Raw genomic sequence first — 17,462 nt, forward strand, 5'->3', positions numbered from 1 at the left:
AACTACAGCTAAAAATGAGATCCTCTTTTCTTTATTCGATTCTTGCTATGTCTCTAATCTTTTATTCTTGCGAACAAAAAGAGAAAATCGATTTACAAATACCCTATCTTTTTTCAGACCATATGGTTTTACAGCAAAATGAAAAAGTTTCAATTTGGGGTCAGTACAATCCGAACGATAAAATTGAAATTAAAGGTAGCTGGGGTGAAAAAGCGATAACTCAAACTGATGAAAATGGCGACTGGAATTTAAAAATTCAAACTCCTAAAGCAGGAGGTCCATTTACAATGAATATTACGACTGCTGACAGCACAATTGTCTTGAATGATATTCTGTTCGGAGAAGTTTGGCTTGCTTCAGGGCAGTCAAATATGCAGATGCCTTTAAAAGGATGGCCTCCTAATGATGTGATTAAAGACTCAAAAAATGAAATTGCTTCGGCAGCACATCCTGAAATTCGAATGTTTACGGTTCCTATGACGCTCTCACTGGTGCCTCTTGATGATATAAAAGGGGAATGGCTAGCCTCCTCACCAGAAACAGCAGGTGACTTCAGTGCAACGGCCTATTTCTTTGCAAAACGCTTACAAGAAGAACTCAAGGTTCCAATTGGTATCATTCATAGTAGCTGGGGAGGAACACCGGCAGAATCCTGGGCAAGCGAAGCGAGTCTAAGAAAACTCGGTGATTTTGATGATGCGTTAGATCTTGTAAAAGATCCTAAAACTTTTGAAGTTGTAGATAATTGGTTTGGTCAATTTCCTGCTCAGGACTTTCCTGAAACAAAGGAGCAATGGGAACAAATGGATTTCGCTGACATCGACGCAGCGAAACCAGAATTTGATGATTCCAATTGGACTAATATCGAAATTCCCGGCCCTATAGATCTCATGAAAAACGGTGCTTTCGACGGTGCGGTCTGGATTAGAAAAGAGTTTGAAATATCCGATACCTCTTCAGACTATTTACTACATATAGGCGCGATAGACGATATGGATGCCACTTATATCAATGGTGAAAAAGTTGGTGGTCTTGTGGGAAATGGATTTTGGAATGTACCGAGAGAAATGACAGTGCCTAAAAACCTGTTAAAAAAAGGGCAAAATTCAATAGCCATCAGGATTATTGATACAGGAGGCGGTGGTTCAGTAGATGGACCTGTTGAATTGAAAAACAAAGACGGTAAAACGATTAATTTAGCAGGAACCTGGAAATACCTTGTTATTGCTGAGATTTATCTAGGAAAATTTTATGGATATGGCCTCAAGAATTCAATTGAGAGCCGTCCGGAGGTGATGCAATTAAATCCTTATATCCCAAGTGTTTTGTATAATGCCATGATCAACCCATTAGTGCCCTATTCTATTAAAGGAGCCATTTGGTATCAAGGAGAAAGCAATGTGGGTAGAGATGCGCAATACAGGCGTCTTTTTCCAACCATGATAAATGATTGGCGTGAAAAATGGCAGGTTGAATTTCCTTTTTACTTTGTTCAAATCGCTCCTTACAACTATAGCCCTGATCCTGCTTCACATGTTTCCCAGAAACTTCGTGAGGCCCAGCGCCAAACTTTGAGTACCCCTAAAACCGGAATGGTTGTGACCCTTGATATTGGAGATGTTACAAATATTCATCCTGCCAACAAACAAGATGTAGGATCTCGATTGGCTGGTCTGGCACTTGCTAATGATTATGGAAAAGAGCTTATGCCATCAGGACCACTTTATAAAAGCATGTCAATAACGGGCAATAAAATAGTCCTTGAATTTGATTATGCTATGAACGGATTAATGGCTGGGGAAGATGGCTTATCAGGTTTTGAAATCGCCGGAGAAGATAAAGTCTTTTCTAAAGCAGCAGCTTCTATTGTGAACAATACAATAGTACTCACAGCTAGCGGAATTGATACACCGCTGCATGCCAGATATGCGTGGCGCGATAACAGCACAGCAAGTTTATTTAACGCAGAAGGGCTACCCGCTTCTTCATTTTCAACAAAAAACTAAAAAAAAATGGAATATAGAACACTTGGTAAAAACGGACCAAAAATATCGGAAGTTGGCTTAGGTTGTTGGCAACTTGGCGGAGATTGGGGTGACCCTTTATCTGAGGAAACCGGATTAGGAATATTACAAGAAGCTGTTAAGCAAGGAGTCACTCTTTTTGATACTGCTGATGTATACGGTGGTGGCAAGAGTGAATCTCTAATCGGAACGTTTCTTAAAACAGAAAAAAAACCGCTTACCATAATCAGCAAATTCGGAAGGGGAAATGGAGTGTACCCCGATAATTATTCTGAAAAAGTATTGTTCGAATCAGTTGAAAATTCTCTAGAAAGACTCGGTCTCAATTCTCTGGATCTGATACAACTGCATTGTGTGCCACAAGAGATATTAGTTGATGGCGCTATTTTTACCTGGCTAAGAAAGCTTAAAGACCAAGGTTTGGTCAAAAATTTCGGAGCCAGTATTGAAACCATTGAACAAGGCCTGATCTGCATGAAACATGAAGATTTATTATCCCTACAGGTAATTTTCAATATATTCAGGCAACGCGTGGTTACTGAACTACTTCCTAAAGCTTTGGAAACCGGCACTGGGATTATTGTCAGGTTACCCCTGGCCAGTGGCTTGCTTTCAGGAGCCTATAATGCTTCCACTCGATTCTCAGAAAATGACCATAGAAATTACAATCGTGACGGGCAAGCTTTTAATGTAGGGGAAACCTTTGCAGGACTTGAATTTAACAAAGGCTTGGAAATTGTTGACATCCTCAAAAAAGAATATTTACCAAAGGATTTACCGATGGCACAGTATGCACTTCGTTGGATTTTAGACCACCCTGCCGTTAGCTGTGTTATTCCTGGTGCCAGCAAGGTTGAACAAGTAAGATCAAATGCTGCGGCTTCGTCCTTAGCGCCTCTAGGAGATCGCACTCATGATGCCTTATATGAATTATATCAAAATGACATTGATCAATATATAAGAGGTGCATATTAATCGTACTTTAGAAATGGTAACAAATACAAAATGAAAAACATAAAAGTAATAGCCTTTGATGCAGATGACACGCTTTGGGTTAATGAACCCTACTTTAGGGAAGCGGAAGAAAAATTTAGCAACCTCTTAGAAGATTATTTACCGCATCATAGCGTACAAAAAGAACTGTTTAAAACTGAAATAGACAATCTAGGTTTATATGGTTATGGCGTTAAGAGTTTTATGTTAAGCATGGTAGAAACTATCGCTACGATAACTGATAATAAGGCAGACATAAAGCTTGTCAACAAAGCCCTTGACATAGGAAGAGAATTATTGAACAAACCCGTTATAATGCTTGACGGTGTTGAAGATGTCTTAAAGAGTTTAAACGGCAGCTACAAGCTTGTTATGGCAACTAAAGGCGACCTGTTAGATCAGGAACGAAAATTAATTAAGTCGGGGCTTGAAAAACACTTTCATCATATTGAAATCATGAGTGATAAAAAAGTGAGCGATTATGCCAAACTATTAAAGCATCTTGACTGCAAACCTGAACATTTTTTAATGATTGGCAACTCTGTTAAATCAGATGTGATGCCTGTGCTTGAATTGGGTGGCCATGCCATTCATGTTGCCTATCACACCACCTGGGCTTATGAAAAAGTTGATATCAAAATAGATAACCCTAAGTTTTTCGAGGCTGAAACTATTCAACATGTTGTAACTTTTTTAGAATCTTGACCTCTTATCTTGAAAATAATAGTAAATCAAAATCAGTATTATTTCTATGAAAATTATAAAACGTATCCTTATTGGCATACTTATCCTTATCACTTTAATTGTGCTTACCATTGTGGTTTTTTATGTGCTTGATACCTCTCGAGCTTCCTATCTTAAAACTAAAAATATGGAAGCCCCTTTGTCAAATGAATATTTGATAAAAAATGTCAATGTTATACCGATGACTAAAGACACAGTCTTAGCTAATAAAATGGTGCATATCAAGGCTGGCAAAATCTACAATGTTGACGATACGATTGAAGGGCAAGGTTTAGAGATAATAGATGGTCAGGGGAAATTCTTATCACCGGGTCTCATCGATATGCACGTTCATGTTTGGGATCGTTTTGAATTAGGTCTGTATTTGGCAAATGGGGTTACAACCGTTCGTAATCTTTGGGGTGTACCCCTGCATTTAAGGATTAAAAATGAACTTGCTGATGATGAACTAATTGGGCCTATGTTTTACACGTCAAGCCCGAAGTTAACGGGGCCTGATGATCTTGGCGACGATAAAGTCCAGATTCAATCTGTTGAACAAGCCAGAGCACTCATCCAGGATTATGATAAAAGGGGCTACGATTTTATAAAGACTTACGCAGGCATTACAGAACCCTTATTTGAGGCAATTGTTGAAGAAGCCACCTCTTTAGATCTTGATATTGTCTCCCATCCCAGTTTTCAAATGACCTATAGTAAAAACTTTATTGATCAGGTGGCTACCATTGAACACGCCGAAGATATAGTACAACAGCCTTTAAATTATCAATTGGACTCTGTAAAACTAGATTCAGTAGTAGCTTTAATGGCGACCTCGAAGGTGAATTTCAGCCCTACCTTATCTGGTTTCTATAATATTTACAGGATGTTGACCGAGGATGATCTGCTACAGAAAAAAAGTATAGGCTATATCAACCCCTTATTCAAATCGGTTGACACTGAGGTGCAAGTAGCCCGATGGCAGGGAGAAAAATCTCGCGATCCGGAAGTTGTGGAGCGAATCCTAACGCAACATAAATTTCATCTATATATCATAAAAAAACTTCATGAAGCGGGTGTGAACATTGTATGCAGTACTGATGCCGGAATTGCCATAGGTGCTCCTGGGTATTCCATTCATCAAGAAATGCAACACTATAGCGACGCAGGCCTTACTAATTACGAGGTCATCAAAACTGCAACAGTGAATCCAACAAGAGTTCATAAAGAATTTGAGGATATGGGGACCATTGAGAAAAGCAAATGGGCTAACCTCATTCTTTCTGATGAAAATCCGCTGGAAAACCTTAATACACTTAAAGAGCCGCACTGGGTTATGATTAAAGGCAGGCTATTGGATGGTAAAACCCTTGATACTTTTAAAAACAAGGCATTTGACAGGAATAATCTGACTTCTACAGCCTTGTATTGGATTGAAAATTTATGGATAGAACGTTAAAAATATAATCATGAAGAAAAGTTTATTTATGTTATTTGGGATCTTGTTACTATTTAGCTGCAAGGAAAAAAACACTAAGGTAGAACCCTTAATAAACTATTTGGAAGATGGCTCGATTGAAGTAATTGACGATGAATTACTTAAAATAGTAAATCCTGAAAACCGTCTGGAAATACTTTCAGAAGGGCATGACTGGACAGAAGGTCCGCTTTGGATCGAAGCTCAAAAAACGCTTTTATTTACTGATATTCCGCGAAATGCAGTCTACAGCTGGAACGAAAACACTGGCGTGCAGGTTTATCTTAAACCCTCTGGTTTTACGGGAGAAAATTTTCAAGGTTCAGAACCAGGAGCCAATGGCTTACTGCTTGACCCGAATGGCAATTTAATTTTATGTCAGCACGGAAACAGACAAGTGGCCCGCATGATCAACCCTACAACTGATCCAAAACCTGAGTATGTTGCTTTAGTCGAAGCATTTGACGGCAAGAGACTGAATAGTCCGAACGATGGTGTTTTTGATTCAAAAGGCAACCTTTATTTTACAGATCCACCCTATGGATTACCAAAGCGAATGGAAGATCCATCAAAAGAATTGAAATTTCAGGGTGTCTATAGATATGACGCTTCAGGAGATCTTCATATCATGGATGCTGAATTAAGCCGTCCGAATGGTATTGCTTTTTCTCCGGATGAAAAAACCTTATATGTTGCCAATTCAGATCCTGATCAGGCCATCTGGGTAGCTTATGGACTTGATGAAGAAGGAGGCATACTCTCCAAACGCATATTTTATGATGTCACTGCCTTAACTTCCAAAGAGAAAGGATTACCCGATGGATTAAAAGTGAATGATGCTGGATATTTGTTCGCAACCGGTCCGGGAGGTGTCTTGATCTTCAATCCGGAAGGAAAAAGATTGGGAACGATCAGAACCAATCGAGCCACGTCGAATGTGGCTTTGAATTCAGATCAAACTGAATTGTTTATTACAGCTGATTCATATGTGTTGAAAGTAAGTTTAAATTAATTACATAACGTTTTTGCTATGTTTATTCTATAGAAAAGTATTCGATCAAAACATTAACAAATTGATCAACTAAAAATGAGTTTGCTCGTTGCAGGCGTTTCAACGAATGATTAACTTTAGTTTTTTGAATCTAAACAGAGATCGATGTATAAAACAATTGGCTTCATATTACCATTCCTTTTAATTGCGGCTTCTGGGTTTTCCCAGTCACTGCAAACCGTAGATACGGTAGATTTAGATAAATATGCCGGAACATGGTACGAAATTGCCGCTTTCCCTCAACGTTTTCAAAAAGGTTGTCATGGCACTACTGCCACCTATTCCAAGACATCAAAAGACTATATCATCGTTAAAAACAAATGTAGAAAAGACAGCCTGAATGGCAAGGAGTCTTCAATTAAAGGAAAGGCTTTTATTGATCCAGGAACAGGAAATGCGAAACTAAAAGTTCAATTTTTCTGGCCCTTCAAAGGCAAATATTGGATTATCGATCTGGCTGAGGATTATTCTTATGCCGTTGTAGGTCACCCTGATCGTAACTACCTCTGGATTCTTTCAAGAACCCCACAAATGAAAGAAGGATTGTATCAAGAAATTGTGGCCAGAATAGCCAAAAAAGATTTTGATGTGTCCCAACTTGTGAAAACAGTACAAGCCATTCATAATTAAAACAAAACTCCCTGATAAGAAAATGAAACGTATTCTCAAAATAACCTTTATCCTATTATTCACCGGGTTCTGCACATATGCTCAAAATGATGCTGAAACCGCAACAGATATGGTCTCAAATCAAAAGAATTTAGATTCTTTGACACTGGAATTAGAAAAAATATACGCCCGAGGTCATATCAACGGATTTGGAGTTGCCATGGTGAATGAAAATGAAACTATCTATGAAAAAGGGTTTGGTTTTGCTGACAAAACTACAGAGAAACCTTATTCAAATCATACGATTCAAAACATAGCCTCTATTTCAAAAACTTTTTTGGGTCTTGCCTTATTGAAGGCCCAGGAATTAGGCAAACTACATTTAGATGAACCTATTAATAAATACTTGCCTTTTAAGGTACAAAATCCCTATTATCCTGAAGAAGAAATTACAATACGGCAATTAACAACGCATACTTCAAGCATTACCGATTCAAAGTATTACGATCAGAAGTCATATGTTTTAAAGGAAGTACAGGATAATGAAAGCCTTCAAAAATCAAAGCGGCCCGCAAATTTCAATGATCCTGAGGCATTCACTTCTATGGGTGTTTTCTTGAAAAAAAGCCTTGACAAAGATGGCGAATGGTATATCAAAAAAAGCTTCTTAAAATCTAAACCAGGTGCGCAATTTGAATATTCGAATGTAGGCGCAACCTTGGCTGCTTATGTACTTGAATTAGCTACTGATGAAAGCTATGATCAGTTTTCTAAAAAACACATTTTAGAACCGCTTCAAATGAATGATTCCGGATGGTCATTTGAAGAGATCGACATGGAGCAGCATACTGTGATGTATGAAAATATCAACCAAGCTTTACCTTTTTACAAACTTATTACTTACCCTGATGGAGGCTTAATTACTTCTGTACATGACATGGCCTTATACCTTAAAGAGTTGATTAAAGGTTATGACGGAAAGGGAAGCATTTTGTCTAAAGAGAGTTATCAGGAATTATTTAAAGAACAACTGAATGATTCTCATTTTGAAGAAAGAGATGCCGATAATCCTTATAATGATGAGTATAATATGGGTGTGTTTATGGGTTCTTCTGCCAAAGGAAATATAGGACATTCTGGTGGAGATCCTGGTGTGACAAGCCTTATGTTCTTCAATCCTGAAGCCAAAACCGGGCAATTATTTTTTGTCAATACCGGGATGGATGATGAAGGTTTTCAAGAATTTATAGATGTTTGGCTCAAGTTGGAATCTTATCGAAACAAGTTATAGTAAAGATTCATTAAAAAGCCTCTTATGCTTGCCGCCTTCTTTTAGATATTTTCGGCAAACTCAAGTTTAGGTAGTAGGGTCATTTTTTTCTTTTGAATTCTCTGCATCTTACGAATTACTTTGTCAAGCATTCTAACTGCCTTTTCTATATAAGGTCCTTTATTTAGCATGACACAATCTGCACGTTGAGCCATAGCCACGTCTGTAATTTCTGCTCTTGTTGGGATTCCTTTTTTTGCCAAATTCTCTAAAACCTGTGTCGCCCATATATCGGGTAAATGCGCTGCATCACAAAGCTGTAATATTTCTTCCTGGATAATCGCAAAATTTTTCCATCCGGCTTCTATAGCTAAGTCTCCTCTGGCGATCATCACACCAACAGGGTAATTTTCCATTGCTTTTAACAATATACTAGGTAAATTTCTATAAGCTTCTTTGGTTTCAATCTTTAAAATGATACCCATTTTCGCCTTTAACTTTTTTAATTCATCGAGTAATTCCTCAACATCTTGTTTGTTGTTAACAAAAGAAAAATTAACGGCGTCTGCATGCCTGGCCACAAACTTTAAATCTGTTTTATCCTTTTTGGTTAATCCGCTTACGCCCAGATCACTATTTGGGAAATTTATCCCTTTATCGGCTTTCAATTTTCCTCCTTTTTTCTTCGCATTGGTTATTCCAATAATCAAATGATCAGGATAGATTTCTTTTACTAGCCCACCAATTTTACCATCATTAAAATAAACCTCTTCACCTGACTTTACAGTATCAAATATCTCAGGTAAAGTACAAGAAATATGAGCCAATTCTATTAGATTACCCTCATGATCATATATTGCAGGTTCGCCTAAAATGGCTTTTTTATCTAACCTCAACAAATCACCTTCAAATAAAAAGATAACTTCTTCCAAAGGCAACAATTCTTGAACTGAATGTATTTCAGAAGTTGATTTCTTTTCTAAAAACACATTTAATAAAGTTCCTGTAATGACAAAAGCCGAATCACTGCACGATCCCCAACGACCTCTATCCTCTTTCCCCTTGATCTTAATTTTACATTTTTTATCACGCGAATCTCTAAAAATAATATAGGAACCTTTTTTAGTCTTTCGAAGCCATTTTTTGTTTACAGGAATAACAGCATCAACTTCTTTATTCAGAGGGGGCCTGACGCCGTAAGGAGCCAACCATATCTTAGCTGGTTCTATTACCTGACCCAATGTATTTTTTTTTGGCTTAATGTGAATGACTTTGGGCCCTGGTTTCATTTTACCTGTTCTCAACTTTGGACCTGCCAAATCCATCATAATTTTGCAGTGTTCTTCATTTGCCTTAATGTTGTCTATGATCTGTTTCCAAATAATTTCATCATCGTGCGCACAGTTTATTCTGGCGCAATCCATCCCCAGTTTTAAAAGCGTTTTTGTAAATTCTATATGATTTGCGGCATCCAAAGGTTGGGTAACTAAAATGGCTGTTTTTCTTTTATTTCTTATTTTTCCAAAAAGTGCTTGGTAATTATTTTTCAGAATTTTTTTAACCTCTTTATTATTGATATGCTCCTGTTCTTCCTCAATTAATTCATTATGCATCAAACTGTTAATCACAGTCCTGAAATTCAACATATTGTATAAAATATTATTTTGAGACTCGAGCGTAAATGGCAACCCTAAATCCTCTAATTTATCCTGGAAAATATTGATATTGAAGGAGCGCAGCGCCAAATAATGTACTAAATTTTTTGCGCTTTGCGCATAATTTGGATGTACACTGCTCAGTTGGTCCTCGTACTTGTGCTCAAATTCAGAAATTCTGTCAATTACTGAATCCAATGCAACAAGGATTTCTTGTAATTTGTCTCTTTGAAAAAGCATTACCAACAATTTAATTGTTCCCTAAAGTTACTAAGCTTTTTTTAATTTTATCGGTATTCTCATGATTATTTACCTCTTAATAAGAGCTTTAAGAGGATGTCTTTATACACCTTTGAAATTAAGATATAGGATACACAAAATGTAGCTTGAACTTTTCAACAACAAAAAATTAGTTTAACTTAGATTATTCTTGTGAAAGCATGATAAATCTGCCAATACAGTGAAACTTAAATAATCCTCAATGAAGACATATTATGAGATAAATACCTCAGGGATTAATGAATTAGCTGAAAGTAAATTCATACAGACTTATGATGAAACACAAAATCTTTATCTCTTGGATTTACAGGTTGAAGATCGACATGATTTATATGATGAACTAAAGGCTTTTGACATCAAAAAAGAAATTTTGGAATATGCGCAAAACCCTTCGCAACATATTCGCTTTGAAACCATCGATGCGATAACCTATGGAGAATTGGCCTTTTTTCAGAAAAGAGCAGTCTCCCTCAATTGAATTTATAGGTATCATAGCCAGAAAAAAATGGTTGGTTTGATTAATAGAATGGCTTTTTGATAGCAAAAAACTTGTTTCAATAATAACAAACCAAGACAGAAGGAGATAGACAAGCATCCTAACTTCACACATCTTTATTAAGTTTGTCTGAAATCAGGATGAATATTATTAAAGTGTATAAGGCTAAACCTCCTCCAAAACCACTCGAGCTGTATCGGTAACAATGATCATTTGCTTATCTGTAACAGAGAATTTTGCATTGGTCACATAGTCCTTACCTGTAAAAATGATGACGTCATCCACGATAGTATAACTTTCACTAAATGTCTCGCTTTTACCATCTTTGTTCAATACTATGGTTATTGCCTTTCTATCCGATTGAAAGGAAATAATCCAGGAAGCAAAATCATTCTCGCTCTTTGTCTCGTCAACGATACTGACTACCTTCCATGAACTGCCATTCAATACACCCGTACTCTTCGGTTTTGAAACTGGTTGAGGGACGGGTTGGCTATTTGCTTTCTCCATCATTCTTAATTCTCTTTCTTTTTGATCTTGCCTGACTTTTTTGTCATCAGCTGAATCAGCCATCAAGCCAACACCTCCACCTACTAATGCACCTGTGGCAGCTCCGTCCCAGCCTCCTACAAGACCTCCAATGAGTGCACCAGAAACTGCTCCATCCGCTGTTTTTGTACTTCCACATGAAGTGATCATTAATGATACGATGATTATCAAACTTACTCTTACTAATAGATTCTTAATTGTTTTCATTTTATACTATTTATCAGGTTAAATTATGCTTATACCTATACAAGGGAAGAAAGTAGGTGAAAACCCTAATGAGATGAAAAAAAAGTTCAGGAATAACAGAAATTGAATCAAAATATTCTGTTGGTTAGGGCTTCACTATAACCGTCCAATTGCTGTGAAGCCCTGACTATGGACGGTTTTAAAAATTATATTCTTACAGCAGAGAAAGAAAGCAAGCTTTTTGAATAAATATGCCCCTTGAAACCAAATTATTTCAAGGGGGCATATTCTCAATTGTTGCAGTCTTATTACTTTATTGCATAGGGATATTCACGTACTATTTTTACGAGTTCTCCATGTTTGAATTTTTCATTCTCCGACTTTGAATTAATAATCCGAGTCAGTTCCAAATTTAGCAGGTTTCCAGTTCGCTTGCTTAATTGCTCAATGCTTTCATTATTTTTAGCTTCAACGGTTCGCATAAAATTGATAGTAAAAGACTCTTTTTCCTCTTTATTTAATGCTCTCAGACTAGCTGCCGTAGCCTCAAGGTCAGATTTGTGCGTATCTGGTCCTATCCCTATTAACTTGAAGAGTTTTCCATCAAGAGGAACCCAAAGTATATAGGCATACATATTTATGCCCTCTACCTTATCTGCAAAAGACACCAAATAACCTTCAGTATTATTATTTAGATAAGGCGCTGCATCAATCATTTTTGACTCATATTCAGATTCCATGTTTTGAATGAAATATTCTCCCGCTTCTTTGGGGTCCACAAAATTTCCTTCAATAGAAACAAATGCCGCTCCTTGTTTGTCAGGACTATATCCTGCGACTTTCGATGGTTCGTTGTCTATTTGCCAATTAGAAGGAAAACGAATTCTAAAATTTAATGTAGGGTGAAGAAAGCTGTTATCACGAATAATTCCGGCCTCAGGGCTGTTTCCAAAAATGATACTATCCATTTCCTTCAAAAAATGAGCTGAAATTGGTTTCGCTTTCTTGGCTTCAATTTTAGAAATGGTTTTTTCAATGGCCTTCGCTCGATCAGGAGTATACGGATGATCGTTGAAATAGCTCTTTTCTTCTGACCTGCCGGTGGCAGCTTCAATAGATCTTGACATTCTGTTTAAGGCCCCAATCATGGCTTCCGGGTCATAACCTGCTCTGGCGGCGAGTTGTGTTCCCTGGTCGTCTGCTTCCGTTTCAAATGATCTTCCATAGGAAGCAAAAAGTAATTTATTTGAAGTTTCTATAGGGGCCGTTAGGAAATCTCCAAGATCTTTGTTCATAACACCAATTAAATTCCCAGGAACTTCTAACAATTTTGGCAGGATGCTTTTTTTCATTTGCTGGATGGTGTGCCGGTTGTTGGAATGTATGATCTCATGCCCGATAATACAGGCGAGCTCATCTTCACTTTCAAGAATTGGAATTAAGCCAGTCGTTATAAACAAATGACCGCCAGGCAAAGCAAAAGCATTTGGTGACATATCAGGTACAAGATGAATCTCGTATTCAAAAAGCTGTTTGTCAAGTTTAGACACCAATCTTGCCGTTACTTCACGTATGTACTTGGTCTTGGCCTCATCGTCATAGATTCCCATTTGAGCTTTTACCATTTCGGCATTTTTGGCACCAAGAGCTTTGTCTAATTCCACATTTTGACCTTGTAATGGGCTGAGCCATACAAGTAGCAAAAGGGCAAATAATATTATTCTCATATTAAATTTTTTCTGATATTGAATAAAAAATGAATGTTTCGTGTAGATAGTTTTCAAAGGCTTCAGCTAACCACCTCTGCTGTTTTTTTAATCGCCTTACCTGAAAGAAATAAAGTCAATCCATCCAATGCTAATTTGATACCTAAATAAATCCCGATAATATAATTACTGGATTCAGGCCATCTTGTGAAAATCATGATTCCTAAAATTAAGGTGATAATCCCGCTTATCAGCAAAAAGAATCCACCACCGATCGGCATCAATGAGAAGGAATAAATGACATTTGTGATTCCATCAATTATAAAGTAAACGGCCATAACCATCGTGAGTACTTCTAAGCCCGACTCAGGATTCATGATTATATAAATTCCGGCCAGAACCATAAATATGCCATATAAATATCTCATGAGAAGTGATCCCATTGAAGGTGAAAGTATGGCAAAAATAATTCTCAGAATCCCTCCTATTAATAGAAAAGAACCGATTATCATTACCGTGAATTTGCCAAATCCAAAAGGATAAACAATGGCAATAATTCCTATAACAAGTAAAAGAAGGCCAAATTGTATCGCAAATTTAGATCCTTTTATAATTTCATTCTGTAAGGTTGGTTGTGATTCCATTTTTTTAGGTTTAAGGTTGGTTAAAAGTTCTTCAGGTAAGATCTAAACAAATCATTTGATAAGAATATTTACCCAATTTTAATGGTTATTAAAAAGTAAATAAAGGTAAGCGATTTTATTTTAGGCAAACAAACAACTCAATACAATTAGCTTCTACAAAAGATATATTAGATAAGATTATTTTACATAACATACTGTATTTGAATATATAACGCAAGTAACTATGATTTAATTAAATCGTTAAAACAATATTGAATGAGTGACTTTATTAATTTTGTTTATATTTGCGAAGAATATGTTAGACATTTTGCGTCTGATTCTAGAGATTTTAATTGTCGTCAAATTTTCTTTTTAGATTAAGTTCAAAAGGTTAAAAATTATTGTCCAATGTTTCTCAAGGATTTTTAATCAATATATTCCCATTGGATGAAAACAAATTACCATGTTTACAATCAGTCATTTTTAACTCCCCTATTGCAGGGTTTTAGTAAATCTGGTGCAAATATTAACACCACTGCGAGTAAATCCTTGATCAAAAAAATTGATTTTGAACGAGAAGGCGCATATATCCCAATGAGTATTCTTTACGAGTTTCTTATTAATTTAAGTGAAGATCACGATGTCAACAACCTTGCGAATGAATTCTACATGCAAATGAACTTTAATGAACTAGGAGAATACGGAGAGTTTATTTCCCAATGTAATGACATGCTTACTGTGATCTTAGATGGTATTAGATACGAATCTATTTTCCAGACGAACACTAGAATGAATTTAGAAGTGAAAGGTCCTATGACTAGATTCTCTCAAATGCACATCGACCCCAATTCAAAAGGCAGAGAGTTTGCAGAGGATATTGCTTTCATCATGGCATTAAAGGGTTTTAAAATGGTACTAGGGAAAGACTGGAATCCCAAAATTCTTCATGTGCCCCGAACTTCTGTAAATTGGATTGACAGATTAATTGATGTAAGAAAAGTTAATATTACTTATTCTAATCCTTATTATGCCTGGGATTTTGATTCAAAATGGCTTTACTCTAAAAACCATACAACATCAAAAGATGTCGCAGCTCCATTAATTAGCAATTCAACTACTTCTGAAAGGATCATTAAAATACTTGATAGTTTTAAGACTGGGTACTTTCCAACTTTAGTAGATTTTTCTGATTTTTTCAACGTCTCACAAAGAACGGTTGTTCGCTCTCTTCAGCAAGAGGGTCTGAAATACTCCGCTTTATTAGAAAGAAGCTTATTCAAAAAATCATTAGAGATGATCAATGATGAGAGTATATCAATCAATGAAATAAGTGATTCTATTGGATATGCAAATGCTCAGAACTTTATACGGGCATTCAAAAAATGGACAAATACTACTCCGAATGAGTATCGGAAACTACTAATTGCATAAGTGATTTTAGTTGCTAACTCGTTCAAAAGCCATTTTGTCTTAAAATGATTATTGTAGGAATTTATTAATCCTCGTATATTAGATGACTCTGTTACAAGGCATTACCAACAGAGTAATTTGTGCATTAAAATTAAGCTCCATGAAATCATTGAAAAAGCCAACTTAATTTTTCAAAAGCTTTATGCGCGGATTATATTCGAAAAACAGATATAATTATTGCCATGAAGATCGAAAATTTTCAAAGTTACTTGAATTTGGCCCCTTCTTATTTTACTAAGCTCAGCTCAACAGCTTTTTTATAAATACAATGTTATGAGCTTATAAACTAAGAAAACCATTGACAGAACTGTTATTTAATAGTTGGTTTTAATTAGTTGTAAGAGCCCCTAAAATTTAACCTAAACATTTACCATGAACAAAATGATTATCACAGTTTTCGACTCAGAAAGCGAAGCTGCAAAGGGATTAGAAGCATTAAAAGGATTGAACAATAATGGAGACATCAGCATTTATGCTGAAGCTGTACTTACAAGAAATGAAGCCGGTGAAATTGCATTAAAACAGGGATCCGATCAAGGCCCTATCGGTACTGCTGTTGGTGCATTGTCAGGAGCACTTATTGGTATGATCGCAGGCCCTGCGGGCATGATGGCTGGTACCATCGCAGGAATGTATGGCGGTATGTTTTATGACCTTGACAATTCTGTAGTAGACACAAACTATATAGACGATATATCCAAATCTTTAGAGGAAGGTAAAACAGCCATCATAATTGATGCTGAGGAAGAATGGACTGCGCCATTGGATGCAAAAATGCAAGAAGTTGGCGCTACTGTCTACAGAAAAAATAAATCTGATATCATTAATGACCAATATCAAAGAGAAGCGGAAGAACTTCAAGCTGAATTAAATGAATTGGAAAATGAAATGAAGGAAGCTAATGAAGACATGAAAGCAAGTATTCAAAAACAAATTGACAAAAATAAAGCCAAAAGTGAAGCCCTGAACACTAAAATTAAAGCAAAAATAGATCACAATAAAGCTGTAAGAAAAGTAAAAATAGAAAAACTTAAGAGTCAAATTTCTGAAACTCATGAAGGCAATAAGCAAAAACTTGACAAGAGAATGGATAAGTTAAAAGCCAATCACAAAGATTCTAAAAAGAGACTTGAAAAAGCGGTTAAGAAGCTAAAGGCATCTTTGGTTTAAGAAAATTAACAATCTAAAAAAACGAGTAAAAATTTACAATTATGAATAATGAACAATTAGATGGAAAACTAACTCAAATTAAAGGTGATGCCAAAATATGGGTAGGTGAGTTAACGAACAATCAAAAAATGCAGTTAGACGGAGCGACAGATAAAATCAAGGGCGGTATCCAGGAAAAAAATGGTGACATCAAGGCGCAAATTCAAGGAGAATTGAAAAAATTTGAAGCGGCAAAGGCTGTGTTTGAAACACGGACTGAAGAAGTGAACACAGATATTAAAAATAAATGGAACAAACTCACTCATGATGATGTTCAAAGTATCAATGGAAGTTTTGAATCTTTTTCAAATCTAATCAAAGAAAAATATAACAAAACCAAAAATGAAGCTGACCAAGATGTAAGGGAGTTTATGTCCAAATTCAAATAAGAATTAATATTTAAAATTTAATTAACCTTAAAATCTATAACCTTGTCAAACTTAATCTCACAAACCGTATCAACAATAAAGAACTGGTGGCTCTTTTTAATTTCAGGGGTTCTATTTATCGCAGGAGCATTTTATGTTTTGCAGACACCTAAAGAAAGTTATGTAGCCCTGTCTTGGCTCTTCAGTATACTTGTGCTTGTCAATGGGCTCTCAAATGTTTTCTTTTCAATCGCCAATCGTGAATACCTGAAAGGCTGGGGCTGGTATCTTGCCAGTGGTATCTTTGAAATCCTATTTGGCATTCTTCTTTTAAAATATCCAGGTGTTTCAATGGTGATTCTACCTCTTTTCGTAGGCTTCTGGTTGCTTTTCAGAGGTATTCAAACCATTTCTAGCGCATTGGAATTAAAGGGTTATGGTATCTTGAATTGGGGCTGGATTATGCTACTTGGAGTTGCCATTACAATTTTTGCAACCTTCATGGTTCTATTTCCTTTATTTGGATTCTATAATATCATCTATCTTACTTTTCTGGCTTTATTCCTCACCGGAGTTTCGAATATCATGATTGCATTAAAACTGAAAAAAATCAAATCAAAAACACTTGATAAAGTAACAGAGTTCAAAAAAGCAATCAAAAGTGATCTAAAAGAATTAAAAAAACAAGTCATCAAAGCTTACGAGGAAGCTCCTGAGGCTGATAAGAAAAAAATTGATGCAGCCTTTGATGCATATGAAAAAGGCATGAACTGA

General features: G+C 36.2%; 16 protein-coding genes. 12 read left to right on the plus strand and 4 right to left on the minus strand.

Going from position 1 to position 17,462, the window contains the following annotated elements; genetic code table 11:
• Positions 1-14: 14 nt before the first annotated feature.
• The 7 genes from QWY87_RS00385 (at position 15) to QWY87_RS00415 (ending at position 8,168) form a co-directional block, all read left to right on the plus strand.
• A complete protein-coding gene (locus QWY87_RS00385; protein WP_290287262.1) occupies positions 15-2,006 on the plus strand; it encodes a sialate O-acetylesterase in 1,992 nt (663 codons plus the stop codon).
• 6 nt (positions 2,007-2,012) lie between these two features.
• The gene (locus tag QWY87_RS00390) at positions 2,013-2,999 is read left to right on the plus strand and encodes an aldo/keto reductase (RefSeq protein WP_290287263.1); all 987 of its coding nucleotides are present in this window, start codon (positions 2,013-2,015) and stop codon (positions 2,997-2,999) included.
• A gap of 30 nt (positions 3,000-3,029) precedes the next feature.
• On the plus strand, positions 3,030-3,722 hold the full coding sequence (locus QWY87_RS00395; RefSeq protein WP_290287265.1) for an HAD family hydrolase: 693 nt from the start codon (positions 3,030-3,032) through the stop codon (positions 3,720-3,722).
• A 46-nt stretch (positions 3,723-3,768) separates the two neighbouring features.
• Positions 3,769-5,199 carry an amidohydrolase family protein gene (locus QWY87_RS00400; RefSeq protein ID WP_290287267.1) on the plus strand — a complete coding sequence of 477 codons (1,431 nt, stop codon included), beginning with the start codon at positions 3,769-3,771 and terminating at the stop codon, positions 5,197-5,199.
• Positions 5,200-5,209: 10 nt separating this feature from the next.
• Positions 5,210-6,229, plus strand: coding sequence for an SMP-30/gluconolactonase/LRE family protein (locus tag QWY87_RS00405; RefSeq protein WP_290287270.1), 1,020 nt, complete (start codon positions 5,210-5,212; stop codon positions 6,227-6,229).
• Between the two features lie 144 nt (positions 6,230-6,373).
• Positions 6,374-6,898: a lipocalin family protein gene (locus QWY87_RS00410; protein WP_290287273.1), complete on the plus strand. Its 525-nt coding sequence runs from the start codon at positions 6,374-6,376 to the stop codon at positions 6,896-6,898.
• A 22-nt stretch (positions 6,899-6,920) separates the two neighbouring features.
• Positions 6,921-8,168: a serine hydrolase domain-containing protein gene (locus QWY87_RS00415; RefSeq protein ID WP_290287275.1), complete on the plus strand. Its 1,248-nt coding sequence runs from the start codon at positions 6,921-6,923 to the stop codon at positions 8,166-8,168.
• Between the two features lie 41 nt (positions 8,169-8,209).
• On the opposite strand, the gene QWY87_RS00420 is transcribed toward QWY87_RS00415, so the two are convergent.
• A complete protein-coding gene (locus tag QWY87_RS00420) occupies positions 8,210-10,042 on the minus strand; it encodes a pyruvate kinase (RefSeq protein WP_290287276.1) in 1,833 nt (610 codons plus the stop codon).
• 241 nt (positions 10,043-10,283) lie between these two features.
• Here QWY87_RS00420 and QWY87_RS00425 point away from each other — a divergent pair, with 241 nt between their 5' ends.
• Positions 10,284-10,559: a hypothetical protein gene (locus QWY87_RS00425; protein ID WP_290287279.1), complete on the plus strand. Its 276-nt coding sequence runs from the start codon at positions 10,284-10,286 to the stop codon at positions 10,557-10,559.
• A gap of 183 nt (positions 10,560-10,742) precedes the next feature.
• On the opposite strand, the gene QWY87_RS00430 is transcribed toward QWY87_RS00425, so the two are convergent.
• From QWY87_RS00430 to QWY87_RS00440, 3 genes are all read right to left on the minus strand, one after another.
• The gene (locus tag QWY87_RS00430; protein ID WP_290287281.1) at positions 10,743-11,333 is read right to left on the minus strand and encodes a hypothetical protein; all 591 of its coding nucleotides are present in this window, start codon (positions 11,331-11,333) and stop codon (positions 10,743-10,745) included.
• A 287-nt stretch (positions 11,334-11,620) separates the two neighbouring features.
• The gene (locus QWY87_RS00435; RefSeq protein ID WP_290287282.1) at positions 11,621-13,039 is read right to left on the minus strand and encodes a M48 family metalloprotease; all 1,419 of its coding nucleotides are present in this window, start codon (positions 13,037-13,039) and stop codon (positions 11,621-11,623) included.
• Between the two features lie 62 nt (positions 13,040-13,101).
• Positions 13,102-13,662, minus strand: a complete 561-nt coding sequence (locus QWY87_RS00440) for an HdeD family acid-resistance protein (RefSeq protein WP_290287283.1) — start codon at positions 13,660-13,662, stop codon at positions 13,102-13,104.
• A gap of 426 nt (positions 13,663-14,088) precedes the next feature.
• Here QWY87_RS00440 and QWY87_RS00445 point away from each other — a divergent pair, with 426 nt between their 5' ends.
• The 4 genes from QWY87_RS00445 (at position 14,089) to QWY87_RS00460 (ending at position 17,462) form a co-directional block, all read left to right on the plus strand.
• A complete protein-coding gene (locus QWY87_RS00445) occupies positions 14,089-15,072 on the plus strand; it encodes a helix-turn-helix domain-containing protein (RefSeq protein WP_290287284.1) in 984 nt (327 codons plus the stop codon).
• 411 nt (positions 15,073-15,483) lie between these two features.
• Complete coding sequence (locus tag QWY87_RS00450) at positions 15,484-16,281, plus strand: DUF1269 domain-containing protein (protein ID WP_290287285.1); 798 nt, start codon at positions 15,484-15,486, stop codon at positions 16,279-16,281.
• A gap of 41 nt (positions 16,282-16,322) precedes the next feature.
• On the plus strand, positions 16,323-16,709 hold the full coding sequence (locus tag QWY87_RS00455) for a CsbD family protein (protein WP_290287287.1): 387 nt from the start codon (positions 16,323-16,325) through the stop codon (positions 16,707-16,709).
• 42 nt (positions 16,710-16,751) lie between these two features.
• Positions 16,752-17,462: an HdeD family acid-resistance protein gene (locus QWY87_RS00460; RefSeq protein WP_290287288.1), complete on the plus strand. Its 711-nt coding sequence runs from the start codon at positions 16,752-16,754 to the stop codon at positions 17,460-17,462.

This window comes from Lutimonas halocynthiae, assembly GCF_030409835.1.
GTDB lineage: Bacteria > Bacteroidota > Bacteroidia > Flavobacteriales > Flavobacteriaceae > Lutimonas > Lutimonas halocynthiae.